This is a genomic window from Acinetobacter sp. YH12064, from assembly GCF_013419735.1.
GTDB lineage: Bacteria > Pseudomonadota > Gammaproteobacteria > Pseudomonadales > Moraxellaceae > Acinetobacter > Acinetobacter amyesii.
On record NZ_VOZP01000002.1, the window covers coordinates 315,234 to 332,824 of the forward strand.

Consider the following 17,591-nt stretch of genomic DNA (forward strand, 5'->3'; position numbering starts at 1 on the left):
TCTTAATTAAAAAAGCCCATCATAAGATGGGCTTTTTTATTTTACTCATATTTGATGATTATTTTGCCTTGATGGTGTAACACGGGGCCAACTCTAAAGAAATATCACCACCGCTTAACTTCGCCGTTTGAGCCGCAGCAGTATCATTTGGATTCTTTAAGCTATAAATATAACTAAAGCTGGCCAAACTATTCCCCCACTTCACCACTTTATTATCCGAATCTGTCAAAGCAACGCCAGAGGGACGTGTGCCTGCATTGGCATTAATCATATTGTGTAACTGCACTAAAGCACCGCCTACAACCATTGATGTATCCGCTGAAGTTTTCACACTTGAGTTCATTCCAATCAGCGCGCCATCAAGCGTATGGAAATATGGGTCAGCTAAAATCATACGAATCGAAATGGTATTTGGATTGATATTTCCTTCAGGCGTAAAGGTACGGGTTGTCGTTCCGATACGATATTGCTGTACACCTTTATCATCTTTCATTAACAGTGGGTCAAGCACATCTTTTCCGCTACAGCCTTCCGTCGCGTGTGTAGACAAGTCGACAATTTGGCTATCTTGACGAGTAAATACATCGTCTGGCACGCCAGATTTTATATTTGTGCGAATATCACCATTACGGTCAATCACCACACCCAATTTCACTGTTTTAATCGAAGTATCGGTAAATTTAAAGGTTAAATCTGCATACAACGGGAAGATATAATTTTGTCCAGCAGCAACATTTTCAACAGACTTAAAGACTTTTTTGTCTAAATACGACAGCGGATAAAGCTTGTATAAATCCATCGTGCCTTTAAATTGCACTTGGTTAATGTTTTGCTCCCAAAGACCTAATTTTTTCTTATCATCGGCCGTCAGAACATAATCATCTTTTTTGGCCATTAACGTTTTATATAAACTTCCACCCGTACCGACCACCATTTTGTCGGCAAGTAGCGTCCCTTGTTTAATAATCAGCGGGCCAGAGTTGGTTTCTTCTGCATCAAAACGGAAACCCAGAATGCCAGGTTTATCAATTTGCTTGGTAAGCGGATCGATCCAATTGTCCTGTGGCGTTGCTGTTAAACGTGTTGGTCGAACCTGCGTCAAGAGCAAGACATTCACACCACCAATGGTACTCAACTGTTGATCAACTTTGCCCTTCCACTGTAAACCACTACCAAACGTCATACCTTGGCGGTCCGTCATTAACATGAAATGACCAAATAAATTGACTTTTGAACTATCGGTCGGCAAACATTCATTTTTGTCACAGCCGACCAGTCCATTTGAACCACTGGCATTGGTAATTACGCCATCAGTTGAAAATAACGCAAACTCAGGCTGATATACCGCAGCCGTTGAGATATTCATGAGTTTTGAAACTAAGGTAAATGCATTTTCATTGCTGACTTCGGACAGGTCTAGCCAAGGTGTAAACAGGTCATTAAATTCCGTATCTGAACTGATACTAAAATCTGCTGTCGCGACATTCCGCGTGATTTGATCAATCAATACTTTATCTGCATTGTTGATATAAACCGCTTGGATATCTGTAGCTGTAACTGCGCTGTTATTTTTCAACGCCAAGGCTTGAATAATTTTAGCCAAACGCATGGCCACTTTAACCGTTGCGTCGGTATTTGAAATCGTTGCAGCAGGTTTACCCGCGATGCCAGCTGCCAAATCCAATAAGGTCAAGCGTGGAGGTGTCGTACCACTGGCTACATTGGAAATTTGCTTCAAATCTACTTTACCCAAATCAATTCGACGTGATTTTTCACCTTGGACAAAGAAAGTCACCGTATCACCAATCTTACAAGCACCTGTCGAAACACCTTCTTTTAGATCAAATAAAGTAATGTAGGTATTTTTAACGTCGCTCGAACAATTAAAATTCAGACCTTCAATTGGATAATCTAAAACGAACTCAACACAGCCTTCGGTATTACTTTTACAAGTACCATTGGTTGTACTGGTATCATAAATTTCAGGATTCACATTTGCACTTTCACCGCCACAGCCACTGAGCGCTGCAACCAATGCCGTTAAAGCAAACGGTAATAAAATTTTATTTTTCATCCTAATTCTCTTTTTTATGTCCTTAACGGATTGCTGTTAATTTAAGTTGGCCTTGATTGGTTAATACGCGACCATCGACGTCAATTGCTGTTGCTAAAGGCGTTAAAAATAAATACTGGCTACCTTTAGGCACTTGAATCACGCCTTCAATTTTTTCATGGTAAAGATGATCCGCTTCACCTTGGTTATTTTTGAATCCACCTGCGCCTTCCATGACACATCCATTTTTGTCTAAAAATACCGCAAATGGCCAATAAAATGTAGGATTTTGTACTTTGGATGCAAATGAATGTATACGAATATTTTGTAATGGTGATTTTAGTTTTACGACTTCATAGTCAAATTCGTCTGATAAAGGCGCTCGAGGCCATAAGTTAATATCTTGAGCTAAGTCGAGCTCTTTGGCTTTCTTCATTTTTTTATTCGAAAAACATTGCTGACCTAAACCTTGGATGGTGTCAGCTTGTGAGACTCGATAATACGATGTGGCCAAAGTGATCGGGCCTGTATCTTCGGGTTGATTACGTTTAAATAAATTATCAATGACGGAGCGACTGACACCTTTTTCACGTTCAATGGTTTGCATCCGCGTTTGCCCCATCTTGCTGTCAATAACGCCTTCGGGCATGGTGTAAAAGCGCTTTTTGCCTTCTAAGTTAAACTCTTTATCTTCAAGATATTCATTATTGACATACTTTTCACCAGCCATGGTCGAAAAGCCTTGCTCTTGTTTTGCCTTAGCCGATTGTTTTGAAGGATTATTTTCTAAGTTTTCACCTGAAGATCGTACGGATTGATCAGTACTGACTACTTTCTCAGCAAGGATCTTTTTCTCAACGACAGGTTTATCTTTTTCAGCTAGAACTTTGGGCTGATACGCTTCACGAGGTTGGGTTAGCTCTGATTGCTGTAACTTTTCTGTCCATGCTGTTGAAGGCACCACTTTTGCTGAAATATCTGAAGCTTGTGCTGACTTTTCAGGTTTGGGAACTTTATCCCCTGAGACGTCATTAATTTTATCTACTGTGACAGCTTTAATTTCATCCCGTTTTTCCGGCTCGCGTATACTTAAATGTTGAGAATCCATCGGTCCAACAGCCTGTGCTGTTGGACTCGTTTGATGTGTCATCGGTGTCTTGGTTTGAGACGGACTAATGCTTACGGATGGTTGAATAATTTGTTGTACAGGTTGTTGTACAGGTTGAGAGTCTATCGTTTTAGCAGTTGGACTTTCTTTAGGTTTCTTTGCTGGTTTTTCTTGCACTTGTACCACCATTGGGCGCCCATCAGGCCCAATAATGGTATGAAACGCCCCAGCGTTGGTATACGACACTTGCACCACAGACAGTGCAAGTAACGTTTTTATGAATAAAATCCTTTTCATTCTGTCTACTTATCCTACCAACGAGTTCTGTAATTTAATCCTAGGATGGTGATTTTCGTATCGGTTTTTACATTCAGTCCAGCATATGGGTTTAAAAGTAAGTTATTCACACCGGTTAAGTTTGCAAGACTACTAGTATTCGCTGGAATGTTATCTTTACTGCGTAAAAAGCCGATTGATAAATCTAAATCCGTATCTGCATCAAAACGATATCCAATCCCCATACCAAAGAGCTGCGCACCATTAATTGGGACCATGGTATTTCGCTTACCATCAGGAATAGACGTACTTCGTGGTTCATAGCCTGCACGTAATTTCAAACGATCTGTTGCAGAATATTCAATACCAATACCCCAGTTCCAAGGCGATGTAAATTTCAAAGGTAAGGCCAAAGAATTATCGGTCACATTTTCAGATAATAATTTTGCAATTTTCAGCGCTGAAATTTGACGGTCGAATTCAAAACGGAATTTGTCCCAAGCACGATAATCGGTCCAGCCCACATCAAAATTGATTTGTAAATCAGGCATGACCTTATATTTGATCCCGGCCTGTACGTGCTGTGGATACTCAAAATCCATCGAAACCAAACCCGACTCCGAGTTAGGCACGGCATTTGGGAAACCTAAAATGGCAGCTAAAATTTGACCTGTTGGTGATGACATTAATCCCTTAATCATCTCCTGAGGCGCTTTTGCATTATGAATGCGATAACGGCCTTTCATGCGCATTTTCGCAGCGCTTTGGTACACCATACCAAAACTAAAATCTTCGCGTGGCTCCCACAAAACCCCTAAGTTATAACTTGGGCTCAGTGACTGCTCTAAAGCCAATTCCATCTGACCAAATTTGCCAAATGGATTCATCCCTTCTTCGGTATTACACATTCCCAATAGCAAGATGTCGGTAATAATGTCCGAATTTTCTTTGAATGGCGTACAGACGACTTCATCAATCATCCTTAACATGCCGATCAACTCATTGGGAAATCGCAGGTCAGATTTCAATCCAATGGCTTGATAGGACATCCCTACACCACCACCAATCGATAACTCATCACTAACTTGATAACCCACAGTTGGCGATAGATAAGTAATACGCTCTAGAGCAACTTGTTGCCCCATGAAATTACCTGGGTTGCCATTTTCAGCACCAAAACCCGCAATCAAAGGCGCATAAACGGCTGATGCAAATGTTGCTTTAGAACCTGGTGGATTGTAGGCAATTCCCATCGTTGGCGCGGCAATGGGTTGTCCAGCACCAAAATCCACCATCTTTTTTAAGACAGGTACATATAGGGATGCATATTCAACATCACCAGAAACCTTATCTTTAAAGTCCGTACATATATCTGCCGTTACTTCAGGGCCATCATTACAGACCATTGGGTCATCAGAATAACCAAAGACGTTATAACCCGCAGGGACGGTAAATTCACGTTGAATATCAAAGTTTGCAATGATCCCCTGCATATCGGTTTGCAAACCTTCAATTTTCGTTAATGCTGCAGGGTTAAAATGCACGGCACTAATCCCCGGAGGATCAGCAGTTACTGCATTCCCTAATGCAAGTGACCGTACATCAACTGAAAGGTTGGTACCCAATTGTGCAAAAGCAGCACTAGAACAGCCCGTTAAAACGATCGCACTAAAAAGTGGGCTGAGTCGAATTTTACGCATACGACAGCCCTCTTAACGAAGTTTTTTTCCAAAACCTAGAATATCTAACGGGAAAGAAAGTCCTAAAGACACATCTGGTGCATCTTCAGTTAAACCTAGCCCCACCGTACCGTTCACAATCGTATCCGGAGATACACGTACACCTAAAGAAATCGCGAGAGTTGAGCTGGTTTGGTCTGCAGGTGAATAGGATTCCCCACTGCTATACGTAAATTCTGCGCCGGTATTGAAACTTTGTTGATATGACATGGTAAGGGAAACATCGTAGTTAAACGAGTATGCAAAACCGAATGCAAAACCGCCACTAATTCCCGGTTCAAATTCTTCAATGACACGCGTACCACGACGTTGGTTTAAACCCGTTTCTTTGAAACCATAGTTGGCTGAGACAGATGCAAACAACACAACGGGATCAATATATTTACGTGTACTCGCACCGATACCTGCCGAATAGTAACCTTTACCTGTTGCTAGATCATTTACTGCATTGACTTCGTATGGGCTATCACCTGTTTTCGTAGATAAATTACCAAATAAAATCAGTGGTAAACGACCTTGCTTCAATGGGAAGGGTTCCCAACGTGCGCCTAAAGAAATATCCCCTAAACCCGCGGTTGAAGTATCTTTTAATAAATCAGTTTTCGCCACTAAAGGCACAGATGCAGAGAATGTCAAATTGTCCATTACACCGTATTGCACGGTAAATGTATTGGTCATTGAGTGTGTTGCATTCTCTTGTACACGGAGTTGATACAGTTGGCCTTGTGCCATTTCCATATCAAGTTGAGTATCACGGTAATAGGTATAATCGATATCGTAAAAAGATGATATTTCACCTTTTTTAATCAATGAATACTGACGTTCATTCGAGCTAAATACTTCCTGTAAGTTAGCTTCTTGACTCGCATCACCCTCTTGCTGTTGAAGTGCTGTCGATGCCTTTTCAGTGGCAGTAGCACTTTCTACTTGTGGTGCCTCAGCTTGTACTGGCTCTTCAACAGATTCATACTGTCCAATTTCTGGCTCGGCAGCAGCTTCTTGTGCAGTATCAGCTTGGGTTACAGCAGCAGGAGATACAGACTCTTCTACGACTGTCTCTTGTTCAACCGGATCATATTCTCCAAGGCTTGGCTCTTCAGCTGCATAGGCAACCCCCATCACCACCTGAATACTCATGGCTAGTAGTGTTTTGTTCATCCATTTACGATTCATGTTCCTTCCCACCGTTTTTATTTTTTTAATCCTGACACTTTGTTATACGCATTCATCTAATTATTTACTCTTGTAGTAAAGCCTTAGAAAGTTGTAATTCGATTTACCATATGACTCCGACTCTTCATTCATATTTTTATCAAGTCGTATCGTAGATGCCTTGTCTGCAATTTTTTCCATGTAAAACTGCGGATATTGAATATCAACCAATGCATAACGGTTCACGGTTGCATCTTCAACATGTCGCAAGTCTGAATCTTGCAAAGCCAATAAATTTTTACGTTGCTCAGGCGCAACATTGATTAAGAATAATGTGTTGTTTTCCCATATTTCTTGGAATCTAACTTCATCGAAACTGATATTGCCCAGTGCTGGATCTGCAACATAAACACGCCCATCTTTATAGGCTTTAAAAACCACAAAATGTTTAAAACCAGCATATGAAATGGGAACAATCGCAGGCTGACCTTGCTTAACTAGATCTGAAAACTCACCTTTGTAGCCCCCACTGTCTAGCCCCACAGCAGCGACAAAACGTTTCATGTCTAATAAGGAGAAACTTCGACGTTCGATGATTTTTTCAGTTTCACCAAATTTCAGCAAACCATTCATGGTCTGTTGCTCAGTTAACTGTGTCCCGACATAACCATTTAATAAAGTCGTTAAGGCCGCTGAACCACAACTGTAGTCGTATGCTTGCCGAACGATGCCTCGAAATTGATCTTCTATGGCAGGTTTAATTTTTACAGATTCACGGTGCATCCGAGTAAAGGAATCATTTCGTGAATCCAATGTTTCGGTATAGTGAACTGTTCCGACTGGCTTTTCTTTTAAATCGAAGGACTCTTTGGCAAAGTAATACATCAATGCCGAGCCTACAGCTATCTCTAACATATCTTCTAACTTTTAGTTATCGGCAATGATGTGCCTTTTTTCATTATTTTTTAGAGCTATTGCTCTACATCCATGTATTATGCAAGATACCTTTTTTTTTATAAAAAAACAGCATTTTTTTATGCTTTATTGGGTCATTCCGCACTTTTTTGTAAAAAAAAGCGCGTGATCAACACGCGCCTTATTTTTATTCTAGATTACTTACTAGAAATTGTAATTACAGAACCTTGGTTATATACACCCATAGCTGGGCTGTAGAATGTTTGTAAGCCTTGAACTTCGATATCACCAATTGAACCAGCGTCTTTACTTCCTAAATGAATACCTTTCACATAGTTATCAATTGGACCAGAGTTGCTTACCATTTGAATATAACCATTGTTTGTGCCTTCTTTACCATAAACACGAACATCTTGGTTAATCGTTAAGTCAGTTTTATTAGCATCAGCAACTTTGATGCTTTCGATAAAGATTTCACCTGCTTCGCGTGTAGCCGTTTTAGTTGATGCATCTAGGATACCCAGATCTTTAATTTCTAAGCCACCAACCATTGTCGTACTCAGTTTAATCATTGCACCTTGTGGAGCAGCACCCAACTGAACATTTGCAGTCATTGGACCCGTTTTTAGAGAAAGGCCAGATAAAATTGCATTGTAGTTGTTATCGTCACCACCACGGCGAATGCCTGTAGTACCCGCTGTACCAGATGCTGTTACGCCAATTTCACCGATTTTGATATCTAAACCAGAAACATCAGCTGCGATGTTAATGAATGCACCATTTGCACCAGTACCAGCATCAGTATCAATACGTAAATCAGCTAAATTGCGAGAAGCTAGAAGATAAGCCCCACCGTTATCATAGTTTGCACCAATAACGATACCTTTATTTTCTAAAGGATCACCAGCTTTCTTGTTACCTTGAATAACGATCGCACCAGCAGTACTTGTACCGCCCTTAGCTGTATCCGTTAAACCGTCGTTATCGTGAATGAAAAGTTTTTCAATTTCAATTTTAGAGATACCAATCCCGATGTTAATACCATCTTGACCAGTGGTTGAACTAAGTGCAGCATCGTCCATTGCTTGCATAGCCATAGCATTCGCACTAAATGCGATTGAAGAAACTAGAGCTAATTTAGTGAAATTTTTCATACGGTACTCTCCCAAGAGTATTTATTTTTTTTGATTTTCAACCACTCGATTTATTCAGCTGTAATATTATTTTGTGACAACTGCTAAATCTTTCCTTGAGTTGTTTGCTCGCTCGATTAAATTATATCCAAGCTGAAATTTGTTCAACTGTTGTTGGTCGCAATCTAATTCTTACCGATAAACGGTATTTGCAAACCAAATGAATTAGGAATGGTATAAAATCCATTTTAGTCTTTAAAGTTAATTTTTCTGTTGATGCAAAAACCAATTTCTTTTAAAAAATTTATTCTCAAACAAACTGTTAGTGCTCAAAAAATTTTGCAAGCGCTTGCGCCCTTGTCACATGTGATTTTTTTAGAAGATCAAAACCAACCTGTTATTTGCTTTTTGGCAAATCAATATCAACAATTGAAGAATGATGAACTTAAAGCTTATGTCCGTACCAATTTAGATCAATATGAGGAATCTGATACTCAGCCCTTGCAAAATATTGCCTTCCAAGATTTATGTTCAAACTTAGGCAGCGGGTTTTCTGGGGGCTGGGCTGGTTTTATTAGCTATGATTATGCAGCGCAGCAACAGATTTCCTTGCACGCCAAAGCGCAACCTCGCTTGTTTTTAGGACAATTTTCCAGTTTTTTAAAATTAGAAGATGATGGTTGGTATTTTTATAGTTCAGATCATTCTGCAGCTAAGATTTACGACTACATTGATCAGTTCATTCAAACCGAGATCACTCAAAATCAATTTCAATTAACGCAAAAATGTACTGCAAGATGGTCCAAGTCAGACTACACAAAAGCCTTTGATCAAGTTCAGGAATATATTAAAGCGGGCGATTGCTATCAAATTAATTTAACCCAAGAATTCACAACTGAAGCAAACGGTTCACTCTTAGATACCGCTCAAGAATTTTGGTCACTGACTGATGCACCTTATTCTGGCTACTTACGTATTGATGATTTTGAAATTTTAAGTTGTTCGCCTGAACTTTTTATAGATTTTAAGCCTGAACGCAAAATTATTACTAAGCCAATCAAGGGCACGATGCCTCGCTATGAAGATCCAGTTTTAGATGCGCACTCAAAACAACGATTAAAATCATCTGAAAAAGATATGGCTGAGAATGTCATGATTGTCGATTTACTGCGTAATGATTTGAGTGTTTATGCTGAAACAGGCTCTGTAAAAACACCAAAACTTTTTGATATTGAAAGCTTTAATCAGGTGCATCACATGGTCAGTGAAGTTGAGGCCGTGCTGAAAACCGATGTAAACCCTTTTGAGGTTCTGATGTCAGCACTGCCGGGCGGTTCGATTACCGGCGCGCCTAAAATTCGCGCGATGCAAATCATTGATGAACTTGAAGGTGCTCCTCGCGGCGCCTATTGCGGCTCGATGGGTTATTTTAATCACGATGGCACGGGTTCTTGGAATATTTTGATCCGCTCTATTCAAAAATACCAAGATCAGGTTTCGCTGTGGGCGGGCGGCGGAATCACCATCGCATCAGATTGCGATGCTGAATATCAAGAATGTTTTGATAAAGTTGAAGCGATGCTGAATTTGTTAAATACCTGGCATAAACCTGAATAAAAAAAGCGATTCAATTGAATCGCTTTTTTGATCTATCCCAAGCTCCTTTTTAAAAAGAAGGATTAAGCTAGATTTACATTTCGCTGAGCTTGCAAAGATCAAGCTAAAATATCGTTTTTCAAAGTATCTACAAGGCGTTGATTTTGTTCATCTGTACCAATAGTGATACGTAGGAATTGATTAATCCGCGGCTTATTGAAGTAACGCACAATAATCCCGCGTTCGCGTAATTCAGCAGCCAACTCACCTGCATCTTTATTTGGCAATGAGGCAAAAATAAAGTTTGCCGCAGACGGCAATACCTTAAAGCCCAGCTCAGACAGCTGACCTACAAGTTTTTCACGGCTCGCAATCACCTTGGCATTTTGCGCTTCAAAATAGGCTTGATCCTCAAATGACGCCACGGCTGCTGCAATCGCAAAACGGTCCATCGGATAAGAGTTAAAGCTATTTTTTACCGCCTCAAGCGCTGCGATTAAATGCGGCTGTGCAATCGCGAAACCGACACGCAAACCAGCAAGTGAACGCGACTTAGACGTGGTTTGACAAACTACAAGGTTTTCATATTTGGCAACTAAAGCTACAGCAGATTCCGCACCGAAATCGACATACGCTTCATCAATCACAACCACTGAATTTGGATTGGCTTGCAACACTTCCTCAATTGCAGACAAACCTAAAGCAATGCTGGTTGGTGCATTCGGATTGGTAATAATGATGCCGCCATTCGGCTGTTTATAGTCATCCACCACAATTTCAAAGGCATCATTGAGCGGTAAAATTTTAGTATTGGCCGCAATGCCAAAAAATTGGCTATAAACCGGATAAAAACTGTAGGTAATATCTGGATACAAAACCGGCAGCTCTTGCACAAAAAAGGCTTTAAAAATGTGCGCCAGCACTTCGTCCGAGCCATTGCCGACAAAGACCTGCTCAACAGGTACATGCTGCTGTTTTGCAATCGCTTGCTTTAACTCAGACGCATCTGGATCTGGATATAAACGTAAAACATCAGCAGAATTTGCTAACACTTTTTGTACAGCTTCCACCACTTTTGGCGATGGCGGATATGGGTTTTCATTGGTATTGAGTTTTAAAATATTTTGGATTTTAGGCTGTTCACCCGGTGTGTACGGTTCTAATTCACGTACATCAGGGCTCCAAAAACGCATTTGTTCAGAGGTAATATTTGGCATTCTATTTTGCTCTTTTTCACCCTCTCCTAACCTCTCTTGCACTTTGCTTTAAAGGAATCCTTAAAGCTAGTTCAGGAAGAGGAATATTCATTTTATGAGATTTCCCCTCTCCTTTCAGGAGAGGGTTAGGGAGAGGTTTATAGTTTTGGAAAACTAAGTTTTTCACCTAGTCTATATTTTATTACTGATAACGATAGCGTGCTGATCGCGCATGCGCATCTAAGTTTTCCTGCTGCGCTAATGTATCAGCCGTTTTCGCTAAAGTTTTCACGCCATCTTCAGAACACATGATTAAACTTGAGCGCTTTTGGAAATCATAAACACCGAGCGGTGATGAGAAACGCGCTGTGCCGGAAGTTGGCAACACGTGGTTTGGACCTGCACAATAATCACCAATCGCTTCTGGTGTATAACGCCCCATGAAGATTGCGCCGGCATGGCGGATATCTTCAGCCATTTCCTGCGCTTCATCTAAGCACAGCATCAAATGTTCAGGCGCAACTTGGTTAATCAATTCGGCGCCTTCCGCTCGGTCTTTGACTAAAACCAATGCGCCGCGGTTTTCGATTGAAGTACGTGCAATATCCGCTTTTGGTAACGCTTCTAAATGCTTTTCAATCCATTGCTCAACTTGATCTATAAGATCCGCATCTGGCGTAATGAACACCGCTTGAGCCACTGTGTCATGTTCCGCCTGCGACAATAAATCCATCGCCAGCCATTCAGCGTTGTTTTGACCTTCTGCATAGACCAAAATTTCGGATGGCCCTGCAATCATATCAATGCCAACTTGACCGAATACTGCACGTTTTGCTGCAGCAACAAAACGGTTGCCCGGGCCAGTGATTTTATCCACAGATGGAATGCTTTCTGTGCCGTAAGCCAATGCTGCAACCGCTTGCGCGCCGCCAATGGTAAATACACGGTGTACGCCTGCTAAGTAGGCTGCTGCCAAAACCAATGGATTTAAATCACCATTCGGTGCAGGCACCATCATAATAATTTCAGGCACGCCAGCAACATGCGCAGGTACAGCATTCATCAATACAGAAGACGGATAAGAAGCTAAACCGCCTGGTACATAAATACCTACACGGTCCAACGGTGTGACCTTTTGACCAAGGGTATTTCCTAAAGCATCTACATAAGTCCAGCCATCTTGCTTTTGCGCTTGGTGAAATTCACGAACACGGTTCGCAGCCAGTTCTAAGGCTTCACGCACTTCTGAACTCAAACCCTCAAATGCTGCTTTCAGTTGTGCTTGCGTCAGCTCTAATTCTGAGAATTGATGCGCTGGATGTCGATCGAACTGCTGTGTCAATTTAAGAACATGAGCATCACCATACTGACGAACATCAGCAATGATTTGGTCAACGGTTTTTAAAAGTTCTGGATCATTCACAGTTTCAAAAGCCAACAAGTCAGCAAAAGCTTGCTTGAAGTTTTGATCTTGAGTCGATAAACGTCGCATCAATTTACCCACAAGGTAATCTATTGGAAAAGATTAGTTTACCTGTTTTACAGCAGCTTGTGGACATCTATCGTATGTGTTCATGTGTAGTTTTATTGAAAATAACTTTCGTTAAAATTGGTGAAAATACAGTTTTAACATTATTTTTCAGTTTTCATAAAAAAACCGCCCAAATTTGAGCGGTTTGATCAGCATAGCTAGAAACTTAACAACTTATGCTTTTTTTGCTTGCTCGCGTTCTTCCACGGCTTTTTCTAGCTGTGCAAGAATTGGATTCAACAAAATTTGTTTACGTTTAAAGCTTGCTTTGTTCACGATTAAACGTGATGACACTTTACAGATTTCTTCCAAAGGCTCTAAACCATTGGCACGTAAAGTGTTCCCTGTATCCACAACATCGACGATGTAATCACCTAAACCAACCAAAGGTGCAAGTTCCATAGAACCATACAGTTTGATCACATCAACTTGCTCGCCTAAGCTTGCATAATATTGACGGGTTAAATTGACGTACTTGGTTGCAATCTTTAAACGACCTTTCGGACGAACCATGCCGACTTTACCAGCCGTCATTAACTTACAGTTGGCAATTTTTAAGTCCAATGGTTCATACACATTTTGTGCACCATGCTCCATCAGCACATCTTTACCTGCCACCCCAATATCTGCAGCACCATTTTCAACATAAGTTGGTACATCAGAAGCACGTAAAATTAAAATACGTACGTGCTTATGGGTCGTTGGAAAAATTAACTTACGAGATTTATCCGGATCTTCCAATAAGTTAATGCCAGCTGTTTCTAACAATGGCAAAGTTTCTTTTAAGATACGTCCCTTACTTAATGCTAAAGTTAAACCATGATCAAAATTGCCCATTACGTCAAAATTGGGATCATCGTTTCTCATATCGCTCATTAACTTACTCGCTTAATTTGGGCACCTAAACCTTGTAACTTCGCTTCAACATCTTCATAACCACGGTCAATATGATAGATACGGTCAATCAACGTTTCCCCATCAGCTGCAAGTGCTGCTAAAACCAATGAGAAAGAAGCTCGTAAATCAGTTGCCATCACCGGTGCAGCAGATAATTTCTCTACACCTGTAACAACAGCATCATTACCTTCAACCTGAATATTAGCACCCATACGTGCTAATTCAGGTACATGCATGAAACGGTTTTCAAAAATCGTTTCTGAAATTGTGGCAAAACCACGACCAATTGCATTCACCGCCATCAGCTGTGCTTGCATATCGGTTGGAAATTCTGGGTGTGGTAAAGTTTGGAAACTTACTGCTTTCGGGCGTTTACCCATCATATCCAGTTCAATCCAATCTTCACCGCGCGTAACTTCCGCGCCCATTTCTTCAAATTTATCCAGTACAGACTCCAACAAGTTTGGATCTGTATGCGTGGTTTTGATTTTACCGCCAGTTATTGCCGCAGCAGCAAGATAAGAACCTGTCTCGATACGATCTGCAACAACGGCATATTCACAGCCATGTAAGCTTTCAACACCTGTAACAACCAAAGTATCTGTGTCCAAACCTTCGATTTTTGCACCCATCTTGATCAACATATTAGCAAGATCAGTAATCTCGGGTTCACGAGCCGCGTTACGAATCGTGGTGACACCGTCTGCAAGAACCGCAGCAGTTAGAATATTTTCAGTACCACCAACTGTGACCATATCAAAGACAACTTCGCCACCTTTTAGACGACCATCAACTTTGGCATGCACATAGCCAGCTTCAACTTCAATTTCAGCACCAAGTGCTTCTAAAGCTTTTAAATGTTGATCTACAGGGCGTGAACCAATTGCACATCCACCCGGCAAAGACACTTTTGCATTACCATAGCGCGCCAATAACGGCCCAAGCACCAAAATAGATGCACGCATGGTTTTCACGAGTTCATATGGTGCAAATTGGTTATCTAAGCTAGAAGTATCTGCCTTAACCGTATCACCTTCATAACTGATTTGAACACCTAAACCTGCGATCAATTTCACTAAGGTGTTCACATCTTTTAGATTTGGAACATTGGTTAATGTAATAGGTGTATCCGCAAGGATAGTTGCAGCGAGTAATGGCAATGCAGCATTTTTCGCACCAGAAATACGAACTTCACCTTCGAGCTTAGTACCGCCCTGAATCAGAAATTTATCCATTAATTATTAAGCTCCGAATAAGCTTGCTTTGCGCCATTCTTCTTTGGTCATTGCACGAATTGTTACTGCATGTACTTCACCGTTGGCAATGTAGGAGTTCAAAGGTGCATAAACAGATTGTTGACGAGCAACAGGACGTTTCCCTTCAAATTGATCATCGACGATGCGTAGATCATATTTGCCGCCTTGCCCACTAACTGCAACCTCAGCTTCTGGAAAAGCAGCTTTTAAAATTTCAGTGAGCTGTTCACTATTCATCACAAGACCCCATATAGGACTAACGGTGTAAAACCCGTCATTTTACTATAAATCTAAAAAATAATTCATTAGTCACATACATTATATATATAAAAAAAGAGGTTATAAAAAACCTCTTTTTGTACAATGTACAATCTAAACCGTTAAAGGCATATAAATGAGCTGCATTTTTCGATGTTTATGCAATTGTTTTTTTAATTTTTCAGACAATTTTTTGATCGAGGTATACATATCATCAGCGCAAGCTTGCGCAAAAAGTTCGGTCCCGGGTAATCGTATAATCGCTTCTGCAATGTGATTATCACTGCCTTTTTTTGAACGTTTATCAACTTGATGATCTTTAGTCAACTTAACTTGCATACTATTGACCTGATCTAAATGTTTGGTCATTTCCGCAAATTTAAGACGAATATTTTCTTCTATTGCTGGCGTAATTGTTAAATGGTGGCCACGAATTGTAATCTGCATAATTCTATCCCTCACCTTCTTTCAGGACTGGAAAAGTTCAAGCCGAATTATCCAACTCAATATGCGAAACATACATTTACACGATCAGATCATTTCGGCTATTCCTTATATAAAAAAGAGATTCATTATTTCGTCATAATGAATCTCTAGAATAGTCAGATTTTCAAATTTAGATCAACACTTTTCGCTCTGAAGATGATGGAATATGTAACGATTCACGATACTTCGCAACCGTACGACGAGCAACATCAATACCTTCCGCATTAAGCAAAACTGCAATTGCATTATCAGACAAAGGCTTACGTGTATTTTCTTCTGCAATCAGCTTTTTAATTTTTGCACGAATTGCAGTCGAAGACGCTTCCCCACCCGATGACGTTCCAACATGACTTGAGAAGAAATATTTCAACTCAAATAATCCACGTGGTGTGAGCATATATTTATTTGTGGTTACACGGGAAACTGTGGATTCATGGAGTTCGACTTCTTCGGCAATGTCTCGTAGTACCAAAGGCTTCATTGCCTCAGGACCTTGTTCAAAGAACGCTCGTTGATGCTCAACAATACATGTCGCTACTTTTAATAATGTTTTATGTCGTTCATCAATGCTTTTAATGAAGTTCTTAGCTTCAAGCATTTGATTTCGTAAATATTGATTATCGTCACTTTGATCTGCACGCTTGATCATATTGGCATAAAAAGAATTTACCCGTAGTTTTGGCATTACATCAGGATTTAATTGAACCAACCAATGTTCATTCTTTTTTAAGACCACAACATCTGGTATTTGATAGTCTGAATCTTTATCTTCAAACTCTTGCCCTGGATGCGCTTTTAATGTTTTTAGCAAAGAAATGGCTAGTTTAAGCTGTTCCGTATTTAAACCGGTTTGCTTAATCAACTTGGGTAATTCATTACTAATCAGCAATTCATAATTTTTCAATAATAAAATAGCTTCATATCGATATTCGATATGCTCAGGAAGATTTTCAACTTGTACCATTAGACATTCAGCAAGATTGCGTGAGCCTACCCCCACAGGATCTAGACGCTGAATATGCTTTAAAACCACCAAAACTTCGTCATCTTCGACTTCTTCTTCATAATCCATAGAGTCTAAAAGATGCTGAACCGATTGGGTAATTTCATTTAATTCACAATCTAAAAAACCTTTGTTATCTAATGCATCGATAATACAGTGTGCAATTAATTTATCGATCATAGAAAAGTGTAAAAGATTAACTTGCTCAAGCATATGTGCTTGTAAACTTTGATGACCCTGACGATTATCTTCGCGCTCTTCAAACTCAGCGGCACCTAAACTTGTGGGTTGATGGGTATAAACATCATCCCACTCCGTATCTACCGGTAACTCATCAGGTAAATGATCGGCATTTAATTCATTGGTTAAGTCTTTATTGTCCCTTTCTTGCTCTTGTAAGCTATTCAAACTTTCAACGGTATTTTGTTCTTCTACTTTCTCTAATAGAGGATTACTGTCAAGTTGGATTTGAATTTCTTGTTCCAATTCCAAACTTGAAAGCTGTAATAAACGAATGGCTTGTTGTAATTGAGGTGTTAATGATAAGGAATTGGCAACCTTTAACCCCATCGCTAATTTCATTAATAACTCCCCCTATAATTAACCGCACTTTATAAGCAATTTTTATGCCGTTTTATTTTTTATAGCATAATTTCGAAGAGAACGCCCGATTTTTTGTCTTTTTTAGACTCATTATTCAGCTAATTCATTCTTCTATTAGGAACAATTCGCCTTATAAATTAACTATATAATTAGATTTCTTATTCATTTTACTCCGGCTGTCACTGTATTTTTTGTTTTTCATTGTTCTTATTATTTTTCCCCGCATAAAAAAACACCCCCTGCACGAGTCAGGGGGTGTTTTGAATAATGAGCTGGCGATGACTTACTCTCACATGGGTAACCCCACACTACCATCAGCGCTAAGAGGTTTCACTTCTGAGTTCGGGAAGGGATCAGGTGGTTCACTCTTGCTATTGTCGCCAGCACAA

The 17,591-nt window shown here is 40.2% G+C and carries 14 protein-coding genes and 1 rRNA gene; 1 reads left to right on the plus strand and 14 read right to left on the minus strand.

Going from position 1 to position 17,591, the window contains the following annotated elements:
- Positions 1 to 58: 58 nt before the first annotated feature.
- The 6 genes from FTU13_RS03160 to FTU13_RS03185 form a co-directional block, all read right to left on the minus strand.
- Entirely contained in the window at positions 59 to 2,074 is a 2,016-nt protein-coding gene (locus tag FTU13_RS03160; RefSeq protein ID WP_180126087.1) for a hypothetical protein, read from the minus strand.
- A gap of 22 nt (positions 2,075 to 2,096) precedes the next feature.
- Complete coding sequence (gene filE / locus FTU13_RS03165) at positions 2,097 to 3,458, minus strand: putative pilus assembly protein FilE (RefSeq protein WP_180126085.1); 1,362 nt, start codon at positions 3,456 to 3,458, stop codon at positions 2,097 to 2,099.
- A gap of 14 nt (positions 3,459 to 3,472) precedes the next feature.
- The gene (locus FTU13_RS03170; RefSeq protein ID WP_111884775.1) at positions 3,473 to 5,137 is read right to left on the minus strand and encodes an OmpP1/FadL family transporter; all 1,665 of its coding nucleotides are present in this window, start codon (positions 5,135 to 5,137) and stop codon (positions 3,473 to 3,475) included.
- Positions 5,138 to 5,149: 12 nt separating this feature from the next.
- A complete protein-coding gene (locus tag FTU13_RS03175) occupies positions 5,150 to 6,349 on the minus strand; it encodes a hypothetical protein (RefSeq protein WP_078191187.1) in 1,200 nt (399 codons plus the stop codon).
- Between the two features lie 60 nt (positions 6,350 to 6,409).
- Entirely contained in the window at positions 6,410 to 7,243 is an 834-nt protein-coding gene (locus FTU13_RS03180; RefSeq protein WP_111884773.1) for a C39 family peptidase, read from the minus strand.
- A gap of 197 nt (positions 7,244 to 7,440) precedes the next feature.
- The gene (locus FTU13_RS03185) at positions 7,441 to 8,397 is read right to left on the minus strand and encodes a DUF6160 family protein (protein ID WP_078192372.1); all 957 of its coding nucleotides are present in this window, start codon (positions 8,395 to 8,397) and stop codon (positions 7,441 to 7,443) included.
- A gap of 255 nt (positions 8,398 to 8,652) precedes the next feature.
- On the opposite strand from FTU13_RS03185, the gene pabB reads away from it, so the two are divergent.
- Positions 8,653 to 9,993, plus strand: a complete 1,341-nt coding sequence (gene pabB / locus FTU13_RS03190; protein ID WP_180126083.1) for an aminodeoxychorismate synthase component I — start codon at positions 8,653 to 8,655, stop codon at positions 9,991 to 9,993.
- A 98-nt stretch (positions 9,994 to 10,091) separates the two neighbouring features.
- On the opposite strand, the gene hisC is transcribed toward pabB, so the two are convergent.
- From hisC to rrf, 8 genes are all read right to left on the minus strand, one after another.
- Positions 10,092 to 11,189, minus strand: coding sequence for a histidinol-phosphate transaminase (gene hisC / locus FTU13_RS03195; RefSeq protein WP_180113847.1), 1,098 nt, complete (start codon positions 11,187 to 11,189; stop codon positions 10,092 to 10,094).
- 181 nt (positions 11,190 to 11,370) lie between these two features.
- Positions 11,371 to 12,672, minus strand: coding sequence for a histidinol dehydrogenase (gene hisD, locus FTU13_RS03200; RefSeq protein ID WP_180126081.1), 1,302 nt, complete (start codon positions 12,670 to 12,672; stop codon positions 11,371 to 11,373).
- 201 nt (positions 12,673 to 12,873) lie between these two features.
- The gene (hisG, locus tag FTU13_RS03205) at positions 12,874 to 13,575 is read right to left on the minus strand and encodes an ATP phosphoribosyltransferase (protein ID WP_180103104.1); all 702 of its coding nucleotides are present in this window, start codon (positions 13,573 to 13,575) and stop codon (positions 12,874 to 12,876) included.
- On the minus strand, positions 13,575 to 14,831 hold the full coding sequence (gene murA / locus FTU13_RS03210) for a UDP-N-acetylglucosamine 1-carboxyvinyltransferase (protein ID WP_180094437.1): 1,257 nt from the start codon (positions 14,829 to 14,831) through the stop codon (positions 13,575 to 13,577). The genes hisG and murA overlap by 1 nt, the downstream gene beginning before the upstream one ends.
- A gap of 6 nt (positions 14,832 to 14,837) precedes the next feature.
- The gene (gene ibaG, locus FTU13_RS03215; protein WP_180126080.1) at positions 14,838 to 15,089 is read right to left on the minus strand and encodes a BolA family iron metabolism protein IbaG; all 252 of its coding nucleotides are present in this window, start codon (positions 15,087 to 15,089) and stop codon (positions 14,838 to 14,840) included.
- A 135-nt stretch (positions 15,090 to 15,224) separates the two neighbouring features.
- Positions 15,225 to 15,557 (minus strand): ribosome hibernation-promoting factor, HPF/YfiA family, encoded by a 333-nt coding sequence (gene hpf, locus FTU13_RS03220; protein WP_078191195.1) that lies wholly within the window; start codon positions 15,555 to 15,557, stop codon positions 15,225 to 15,227.
- A gap of 169 nt (positions 15,558 to 15,726) precedes the next feature.
- Positions 15,727 to 17,181, minus strand: a complete 1,455-nt coding sequence (locus tag FTU13_RS03225; RefSeq protein WP_180107232.1) for an RNA polymerase factor sigma-54 — start codon at positions 17,179 to 17,181, stop codon at positions 15,727 to 15,729.
- Between the two features lie 291 nt (positions 17,182 to 17,472).
- Positions 17,473 to 17,587, minus strand: a 5S ribosomal RNA gene (gene rrf, locus FTU13_RS03230).
- Positions 17,588 to 17,591 lie beyond the last annotated feature (4 nt).

Excerpts from the sequence above, each read along its gene's own strand:
- filE (WP_180126085.1), bottom strand. The coding sequence starts at position 3,458 with ATGAAAAGGATTTTATTCATAAAAACGTTACTTGCACTGTCTGTGGTG.
- FTU13_RS03225 (WP_180107232.1), bottom strand. The coding sequence starts at position 17,181 with ATGAAATTAGCGATGGGGTTAAAGGTTGCCAATTCCTTATCATTAACA.
- hpf (WP_078191195.1), bottom strand. The coding sequence starts at position 15,557 with ATGCAGATTACAATTCGTGGCCACCATTTAACAATTACGCCAGCAATA.
- murA (WP_180094437.1), bottom strand. The coding sequence starts at position 14,831 with ATGGATAAATTTCTGATTCAGGGCGGTACTAAGCTCGAAGGTGAAGTT.
- FTU13_RS03160 (WP_180126087.1), bottom strand. The coding sequence starts at position 2,074 with ATGAAAAATAAAATTTTATTACCGTTTGCTTTAACGGCATTGGTTGCA.
- FTU13_RS03185 (WP_078192372.1), bottom strand. The coding sequence starts at position 8,397 with ATGAAAAATTTCACTAAATTAGCTCTAGTTTCTTCAATCGCATTTAGT.
- hisG (WP_180103104.1), bottom strand. The coding sequence starts at position 13,575 with ATGAGCGATATGAGAAACGATGATCCCAATTTTGACGTAATGGGCAAT.
- pabB (WP_180126083.1), top strand. The coding sequence starts at position 8,653 with ATGCAAAAACCAATTTCTTTTAAAAAATTTATTCTCAAACAAACTGTT.
- FTU13_RS03170 (WP_111884775.1), bottom strand. The coding sequence starts at position 5,137 with ATGCGTAAAATTCGACTCAGCCCACTTTTTAGTGCGATCGTTTTAACG.
- FTU13_RS03180 (WP_111884773.1), bottom strand. The coding sequence starts at position 7,243 with ATGTTAGAGATAGCTGTAGGCTCGGCATTGATGTATTACTTTGCCAAA.
- FTU13_RS03175 (WP_078191187.1), bottom strand. The coding sequence starts at position 6,349 with ATGAATCGTAAATGGATGAACAAAACACTACTAGCCATGAGTATTCAG.
- hisC (WP_180113847.1), bottom strand. The coding sequence starts at position 11,189 with ATGCCAAATATTACCTCTGAACAAATGCGTTTTTGGAGCCCTGATGTA.
- ibaG (WP_180126080.1), bottom strand. The coding sequence starts at position 15,089 with ATGAATAGTGAACAGCTCACTGAAATTTTAAAAGCTGCTTTTCCAGAA.